The sequence below is a fragment of the Roseibium sp. MB-4 genome (assembly GCF_053005265.1).
This window is the reverse complement of the sequence record NZ_JBRKQB010000004.1, coordinates 592,515-601,141: the sequence shown is the minus strand read 5'-3', so window position 1 is coordinate 601,141 and position 8,627 is coordinate 592,515. Positions and strand designations below refer to the sequence as shown.

The following is an 8,627-nucleotide window of genomic DNA, read 5'->3' as shown; positions in this document are numbered from 1 at the left end:
CTTCCTTGTCTGAAAGATCAGCGTACCTGCGTAACTCTTAAAACACTCAAGCCCCTAAAGACCCAAGCATCGCAAGACCAACGCCGCCTACGCTTCCCTTCCTTCAAATATCAAATTGTCAATGAACCATTCACCGGAGCGAATGCGGCTTGAATTGCCGACACCGGAAGACACAGAGCCGAGGCCTTGTTGAGGCGTTTGGTTCAAATCTTTCGGTAGAACCGACGGTGAAGAGCGCCGCGTCAGCAGCGCCGCCGTCGATGGAGGCGGTTATACGCATCGCCCCAGTTGGAGTCAACACAGTTTGTCAAAAAAGATTCACAAAAAACAGAAATGCTGGAATTGTTTGTTTTTACAATGTCTTATGAAAGACACCGGGCCCTTCTAGCTCGCCTCATATGTATGTATCGAAGCCTGCTCTCACACTTGGCAAAAGCCCGGCCCCAGAGGCGTTTATATATAATGTCGGACCAGTTCGACTGTATTAGCCTAATTGGGGCCTCCGGTTTCTCGTCACAAATGCCGGTCTTCTAGTAACATATTTATGCCGGATTTCAGACATAGGCCCTTATTTCTCGGGCAATCAGGGTAATTTCTGAAGATGAATGTTTGACGTTTTTGCCGAAAACCGGCATTTAGCGTCTTCAGCTGTTAACCTGCAGGGCGCACACCGCTTTATATTTGCAGCACCGCTTCATTGAGCGATTGAAAGGACCGGACCGGTTACACATGCATCTTGGGCCCTTCCATAACCATCAACGATCGCAAATTGACCTCGGGAATGAACCTCCCCTTCGGTCCTATGAGGCAGGGCAGGGATTGCCGGACCGTCGGCAAGTCTCTTTCAGGTGGTTGACCGGAACTGTTCTAACAGGCGTGACATCTCTGGTCTTGATGGGCGGCGCGCTTACGGCCGCATTGGACGGACAGTACAGTGTTGCAGCCACACCATCGTTTGAACTTGGTGCCAACGGTTATCTCGAAACTGGCGGGCGTGGGTCGAAGGGCGACCGGGTGCTTCGAACCGCCACCGAGTATTCCAACAAACAGGTGCTTGACGTCAATGTGGTAACCCGAGTTGGGGAGCGCGAAAATATCCGGGTGCAACCTCATATTTTCGTAAGTGCCAGCCTTGCGACCCGGTCCGATCCGGATCTCGCCCAACTCATCCCCGATTTCAATCCGATGGCAATGTTTGCAGACAATCAGGATTTGAACGACGACGGCGGGGCACCTGGAGCTGAAACGTTACTCTTGGCCGACTCCAGCTATGGGGCAAAGCTTGAAAGTGAAGTCAGTATCAGTCTGACCGCGTTCCCATCACAAAGCAACTCGATTGCCTTGGATGCGACCCCCACTGAAACCGAGATTGAACTCTCCGTGCGCGAAATCGCACGCACCATGTCGATCGACACGGTTGAGATGGCCGCAAAGACACTGGTTGATCCGGGCCGTTTTGACTTCAACCTTGCGCTTCAGCCCGATCTCGAGCGGTTCGCCGTGCGCATCACGCCGGAAAACGTCTCCTTCGTCTCCAAACGGGAGGAAGAAATCCGGTTTGCCGGCATGGATGAAAAAATCATCCCATTGAGCTCGGGCCAAGACCTCGCTGATCTGTTGCTGGAACACGAGGCCACTGATACGGAAGCCGCTATCATCAATGATGCATTCCGAGATGTTTTCGGCTTTACGGAAATCGAGGATGGTCAACGGCTGCGGATCGCGTATGCACCGGATCCGGAAAATCTGGAGCGAATGCGTCCGGAACGGATCAGTCTGTACACAGATACCGAACATCAGGCGACTGTGGCCCGGTCCGACAGCGGATCCTACATCGAAGCCAAAGAACCCGACACGTTTTTGGCGAATGCGTTTGAAGAGGCCGACCGAATTTCCTATGGCGGTCCGACGCCCGCAATCTACGACAGCCTTTACCAGACGGCCCTCGAACAGGACATGCCGGAAGCAATCATCGACGATCTCATCCGGATGTTCTCGTTTGATGTCGATTTCAATGCCCGAGTCCAGCCTGGTGACGCACTTGAGCTGTTCTTTACCGAAAGCGAAGCCGGCGGCCCGCCGAAAATCCTTTATGCGTCTTTGAAAACCGGAAATACAAACCGCGAGTTTTACCGCTACCGGACGCCGGATGACAATGTCATCGACTTTTATGACGACTCTGGCCAGAGCGCAAAGAAATTCCTGATCCGGAAACCGTTGAACGGCGGCAAATTCAGGTCTGGCTTCGGCATGCGCCGCCACCCAATTCACAGATACACGAAGATGCACCGTGGTGTGGACTGGGCAGCGCCACGTGGCACCCCGATTTTCGCGGCTGGCAATGGGACAATCAAGAAAGCCGGTTGGAGTTCCGGATACGGGCGGCGTATCGAGCTGCAGCATACGAACGGCTATGTAACCACCTACAGTCACTTGACCGGGTTCGCCAAAGGGATCCGAGAGGGTGCCAGGGTCAACCAAGGCACCGTTATCGGATATGTAGGCTCCACTGGCCTGTCGACTGGTCCGCATCTGCACTACGAAGTACTCGTCAACGGCCGCTTTATGGACCCAATGCGGATCAAGTTGCCAAAGGGGCGGACCTTGGACGGCGAACTGCGCACAGCCTTTGAGGCGGAGCGCTACCGGATCGACACCTTGCTCGACAGAGCCCGCAAGCCTTCCCGGATCGCGTCATTGAATTAAAACGGCCTGCGTAAAGAGCAGAGATCGGAGAAATTGAAAAGCCCGCGAAGCAGCTGCTCCGCGGGCTTTAACTTATCTCAAGCTGCGCTTCGGTTATGCGGCTTGGCTATCAGCGCCTGCCACCTGAAACAGCAGGCGGTCCGTGCCCGCAGACACATTCACTGTCTGCCCATCCAGCACATCACCGGCGAGCAGTTTCTCAGCCAACGGATCCTGGACATCCTTTTGGATCACCCGCTTCAGCGGGCGCGCACCATAAGCAGGATCGTACCCTTTTTGAGCCAACCAGCCGAGGGCCCCATCGTCCAGATTGAGCGTAATCTTCCTGTCAGTCAAAAGACCGCGCAAGCGCTCAAGCTGAATCTTAACGATCGCCGACATCTGAGACCGCTGCAGCCGATGGAAGAGAACAATCTCATCAAGTCGGTTCAGGAACTCCGGACGGAAATGCCCGCGGACCACAGACATTACCTCAGTGCGTACCGCGTCACTGTCTTCGCCTTCAGGCTGGTTGACCAGGAACTCTGATCCGAGGTTCGAGGTCATGATGATCAGCGTGTTCCTGAAGTCCACAGTCCGGCCCTGACCATCCGTCAAGCGGCCATCATCGAGGACCTGCAGCAGCACGTTAAAGACATCGGAGTGCGCTTTTTCGATTTCATCAAAGAGCACGACCTGATACGGACGCCGACGAACCGCTTCGGTGAGAGCACCACCTTCCTCGTATCCGACGTAGCCGGGAGGGGCGCCGATCAACCGGGCAACAGAGTGTTTCTCCATGTATTCCGACATATCGATGCGCACCATTGCGCTGTCATCGTCGAACAGAAAGCTGGCCAAAGCCTTGGTGAGTTCGGTTTTACCAACCCCCGTAGGTCCAAGGAACATGAACGACCCGATCGGCCGGTTCGGATCCTGAAGCCCGGCGCGCGCCCGCCGCACGGCGGTCGAAACCGCATGAATCGCTTCGCTCTGACCAATCACTCGGCCAGCGAGAACGTCTTCCATCCGGAGCAGCTTTTCACGCTCGCCCTCCAGCATCTTGTCGACCGGAATGCCCGTCCATTTGGATACGACCTGGGCGATGTGTGACGGAGTGACCGCCTCATCCACCATCGCGTCACTGTCCTCGGACGCTTCAGCGACAGCCAGTTTGCGTTCCAGATCCGGAACAACCCCGTAAGCCAGTTCCCCGGCCTTCGCCAAATCACCTTGACGCTGTGCGATCTCCAGATCGATCCGGGCCTGTTCCAACTGCTCCTTGATCTTCTGCTCAAGGTTCAGTTTTTCCTTCTCCCCAAGCCAACGGCTGGTAAGTGTCTGGGACTGCTCCTCCAGTTCGGTCAGTTCCTTTTCAAGCTTTCCAAGGCGGTCCTTGGCCGCTTCGTCGCTTTCTGTCTTCAAAGCTTCCCGTTCGATCTTGAGCTGGATGATCCGACGGTCTAATTCGTCGAGTTCTTCCGGCTTGGAATCCACCTGCATCCGCAAGCGGCTGGCCGCCTCGTCCACAAGATCGATGGCTTTGTCCGGCAGGAACCGGTCCGTGATATATCTGTTTGACAGCGATGCCGCCGAAACAATTGCCGAGTCGGTGATGCGCACACCGTGATGCAATTCATACTTCTCTTTGATCCCGCGCAGGATCGAAACCGTGTCCTCCACTGTCGGTTCGGTTACGAAAACCGGCTGGAAACGGCGGGCAAGCGCTGCATCCTTTTCAACGTGTTTGCGGTACTCATCGAGCGTCGTGGCCCCGACACAGTGCAGCTCTCCGCGGGCGAGCGCAGGCTTCAGGAGGTTCGATGCATCCATAGCACCATCCGCCTTGCCCGCACCAACAAGCGTATGCATTTCGTCGATGAAGAGAATGATGCCACCAGCTGCGGCCTCAACCTCAGACAAGACGGATTTCAGACGCTCTTCAAATTCACCGCGGTACTTTGCACCAGCGATCAGAGCCCCCATGTCGAGCGCGAGAAGCTGTTTATCCTTCAAGGACTCGGGAACATCGCCGTTGACGATCCGGAGCGCCAAACCTTCCGCAATCGCGGTTTTGCCAACGCCCGGCTCACCGATCAAAACGGGGTTGTTTTTCGTCCGCCGTGACAAGACCTGAATCGTGCGGCGGATTTCCTCGTCGCGGCCAATCACCGGATCAAGTTTTCCGTCCCGCGCCACCTCGGTCAGGTCCCGGGCATATTTTTTCAAAGCTTCATACTGGTTTTCAGCCGTCGCACTGTCAGCCGTTCGGCCTTGGCGCAACTGATTGACAGCTTCATTCAAGGCATTCGGCGTGATGCCGTGACGTTTGAACAACTTGCCAGCTTCGCTGTCTGCATCCATGGCCAGAGCCAGCAACAGACGCTCGACAGTCACGAAACTGTCGCCGGCCTTGTCAGCTATCTTTTCTGCCTGATCAAACAGCCGCGCGGTTGCCTGGTGCATGTAAAGCTGACCAGAGCCACCGGAGACTTTCGGCATTTTGTCGAGAATGCCTTCAAGATCGCCCTTGAGCGCTTTTGCATCTCCGCCAGCCCGGCTGATCAAACCGCTCGCCATACCTTCCGGATCATCCAGAAGGACCTTCAGAACATGTTCCGGAGTAAATTGCTGGTGGCCACGGCCCAATGCAAATGTCTGGGCAGATTGAACGAACCCACGGGCCCGTTCGGTATATTTTTCAAAGTTCATGTGCAATCCCCTTCCCGTCCGCACCACCCGAAGCGTGGGGAACGTTTTTGAGTTTCAGACCCCTTGGCGGGCATCTGCGCAGCCTCGTAAAGCACTGCCTACCCAATATAGTGTTGCATTTTAATCACAAAAGCCCCCTGCACCAAATTACTGCCCGATTGCCGGGCAAAATAAAAACGGCGCCCAAATGGACGCCGTTTTCTTATCATTCAGAGCTTGTTTGACGCTGGCGTCATTCACCAGCCGCAGCCGTTTCGGAAGGTGTATCTTCCGTTGCTTTGGTGCGACGTGTCCGGGTTGTCCGGCGCCGTGGTTTTGGTTGCTCTTCGCCTTCATCCGCAGCTTCAGGACCGCCGGCACCAGCTTGTGCTTCATTTTCGGACCCAGCCTCTAATGCAGCTTTGCGCGGGGTACGGGTCCGTGGCGTCCGGGTCCGGCGGCGCGGCTTCTCTTCAGCTTCGCCGGCTTCATCAGACGCCTGAGCTGCCCCGTTCACCTGGCCTTCCTGGTCAATCACCGGCATGTTGTCGATAAACGGCTGCGGAGCATCTCCATCAACAACGGTGTTATCTGCGGATGGCTTTGACGGCTGGTCACTGCCTTGAGATCCGCCAGAGCCGTTTACGGCTGCCTGATCCTGGTTGTCGTCCGCCTCATGACGCGCAGTGTGCTGCGTGTTCTGCTGCGGCGGCTGTGCAGCCGCTACAATACGGAGATAGTGCTCAGCATGCTGATTGTAATTCTCGGACATCACCCGGTCGCCCGATGCCTGTGCATCGCGGGCAAGCTGCTGATACTTCTCCGCAATATGCATCGCTGTGCCGCGGATTTTCACATCAGGACCGTTGGATTCATAAGTCCGGGTTAGCGGATTAGGTCCCTTGCGGCCCCGTCCGCGCATACGCTTATTGCTTTGATTTCCTGGTCTCATCCTGCCGTTTTCTCTTAAGGAACGGCGGTCAGCCCATGGCCGACCAAACATCGGAATATCTTTAAACCGATACGAAATACGCGCCGAAACCAACCCGTGATGGCCTGCAGCTGTCAATGAAAAGTCAGACGCTGGAAGCCCGGCTGAAAGCCAGTGCCCATGTCTTTTTCTCCGACAGTCCAAAAACCGGTTAGCCCGATTGACAACTACATTCACTGCGCAAGTCAGCACATTTTGTGAAGTTGCCGGATGCGTATGCCCCGCTTAAACGCTTATCACATCTCCGGTCTCGGCAAGCCGAACGTACCCCGTTCCGCTACGATTTCCAAGTGCTTTTTCGCAGCAAGATTAAATCATGATCATTAAACCCGGCGAGCTGTTGCAACCCGGTCACGCCCACCAAGATCCTGAATGATATCAATTGCCTCAAAGCCATGATGACGCAGCTGGTTTTTCAACTCTTCGCCCTGATCATAGCCTATTTCCAAAGCTATTCGCCCACCCGGCACCAAAATGGAAGCCGCCTGCGAAACGATCTGCCGATAGGCTTGCAGGCCGTCTGCGCCGCCATCCAAGGCAAGAATCGGATCGTGCTGCAGCACATCCTTGGAAAGTTCACTCAAAACCGGCGTGCCTATGTAGGGGGGATTGCTTATCACCCAGTCAAATCCGTGCTGCAACGCGGCTGCATAGTCACCACGAATGGGAAGAAAGCGGTCACCAACCCCATGATTATCGGCATTGCTCGCTGCACAGCCCAGCGCAGCTTCTGAGATGTCGACCGCAACCATGATCGCTTTCGACAACTCGGCAAGTAAGGTCACAGCGATGGCCCCTGTTCCCGTCCCAATGTCACACATTGTCAGCGGCCGGACCGGATCACAGTCCTTCAGGACAGTTTCAATCAGGGTTTCCGTGTCCGGACGCGGCTCAAGGGTCGCATGATTTAGCCGGAAGGTCCGGCCGTAGAACTCACGTTCTCCAAGTATCCGGCCAACCGGTTTTCCGTTCAGCCGCTGCGTTGCGTACTCCAACGCGATACCAGCTGCTGCATCCGGGACCTCCTCGCTTTCGCTGAGCAACAACTCTGAGACAGATATCCGCAAAGCGGCGCTGACCAAGAGTTTCGCATCCAGTTCCGGTGTTTCCAGTTTGCCGCTACGGAACTGATCGCGGATCTGGCGATAAAGCGCCCCGGTTTTCATGAGCTGCCTTCTTGAATCAGGCTTCTTCCGACGCCAAAAGGTTTGCCTGGTAATCCAGGATCAAGGCTTCGATCACCTCATCAAGGCTTTCTCCGGCGATGATCTGATCAAGCTTATAGAGCGTCAATCCAATCCGGTGATCGGTGACCCGGCCTTGCGGGAAATTGTAGGTGCGGATGCGCTCTGAACGGTCCCCGGACCCAACTTGCAAACGGCGCGCCTCGGTGCGCTCGCTCGCAGCCCGCTCCCGCTCCTCATCATAGATCCGGGCGCGCAGTAGCTGCATCGCCCGCGCCTTGTTTTTGTGCTGCGAACGTTCGTCCTGAACCGCGACAACGATCCCGGTCGGGATGTGCGTTATGCGGACCGCAGAATCCGTCGTGTTGACGTGCTGGCCGCCCGCACCGGACGCCCGGAAGGTATCGATCCTTAAATCGCTATCCTGAACATCGATATCAACGTTTTCCGCTTGAGGAAGAACCGCAACAGTAGCAGCGGAGGTGTGAATCCGCCCGCCGGATTCGGTTGCAGGCACCCGTTGAACGCGGTGAACCCCAGATTCGAATTTCAGCCGGGCAAAAACATTTTCCCCGGAAACGGAAGCAATGACTTCCTTGAAGCCCCCAACCTCACCTTCACTGGCGGAGAGAATTTCAACTTTCCATCCGCGCAATTCGGCGTAGCGCTGATACATCCGGAACAAATCACCGGCAAAAAGCGCGGCCTCATCCCCTCCGGTACCAGCACGGACTTCCAAAATCGCATCGTTGGTGTCGGCTTCATCCTTGGGTAGCAAACCGATGCGGACATCCTGCGTCAAAAGCTCAAGGTTCTCGGAGAGTTCGTCCCGTTCAAGTTCCGCAAGTTCCCGCATCTCAGGATCGGTAGCCGGATCTTCGATCAGATCTTCAGCACCCTTCAGGTCTTCCTCTGCCTTGACCAAGGCCCGGATCTTTAGGACCAAAGGCTCAAGCCCGGCATATTCACGGGACAGTTTCACATAAGATGCCGGGTCTGGATTGGCGGACATCATGTGTTCAAGTTCGGCAAAGCGATCGAGCAGGTTATCGAGTTTGTGACGCGCCAGCATACGC

At 55.6% G+C, this 8,627-nt stretch carries 5 protein-coding genes; 1 reads left to right on the top strand and 4 read right to left on the bottom strand.

Features of this window, described 5'->3' with window-relative positions; genetic code table 11:
• Positions 1–876 precede the first annotated feature (876 nt).
• Positions 877–2,706 carry a M23 family metallopeptidase gene (locus ACVDG4_RS22450; RefSeq protein ID WP_447236739.1) on the top strand — a complete coding sequence of 610 codons (1,830 nt, stop codon included), beginning with the start codon at positions 877–879 and terminating at the stop codon, positions 2,704–2,706.
• Positions 2,707–2,799: 93 nt separating this feature from the next.
• On the opposite strand, the gene clpB is transcribed toward ACVDG4_RS22450, so the two are convergent.
• From clpB to prfA, 4 genes are all read right to left on the bottom strand, one after another.
• Positions 2,800–5,397, bottom strand: a complete 2,598-nt coding sequence (gene clpB / locus ACVDG4_RS22445; RefSeq protein ID WP_447236738.1) for an ATP-dependent chaperone ClpB — start codon at positions 5,395–5,397, stop codon at positions 2,800–2,802.
• Between the two features lie 232 nt (positions 5,398–5,629).
• Positions 5,630–6,298, bottom strand: coding sequence for a DUF4167 domain-containing protein (locus ACVDG4_RS22440; protein ID WP_447236737.1), 669 nt, complete (start codon positions 6,296–6,298; stop codon positions 5,630–5,632).
• A 392-nt stretch (positions 6,299–6,690) separates the two neighbouring features.
• Positions 6,691–7,533 carry a peptide chain release factor N(5)-glutamine methyltransferase gene (gene prmC, locus ACVDG4_RS22435; protein WP_447236736.1) on the bottom strand — a complete coding sequence of 281 codons (843 nt, stop codon included), beginning with the start codon at positions 7,531–7,533 and terminating at the stop codon, positions 6,691–6,693.
• A gap of 16 nt (positions 7,534–7,549) precedes the next feature.
• Positions 7,550–8,623, bottom strand: coding sequence for a peptide chain release factor 1 (prfA, locus tag ACVDG4_RS22430; RefSeq protein ID WP_306149595.1), 1,074 nt, complete (start codon positions 8,621–8,623; stop codon positions 7,550–7,552).
• Positions 8,624–8,627 lie beyond the last annotated feature (4 nt).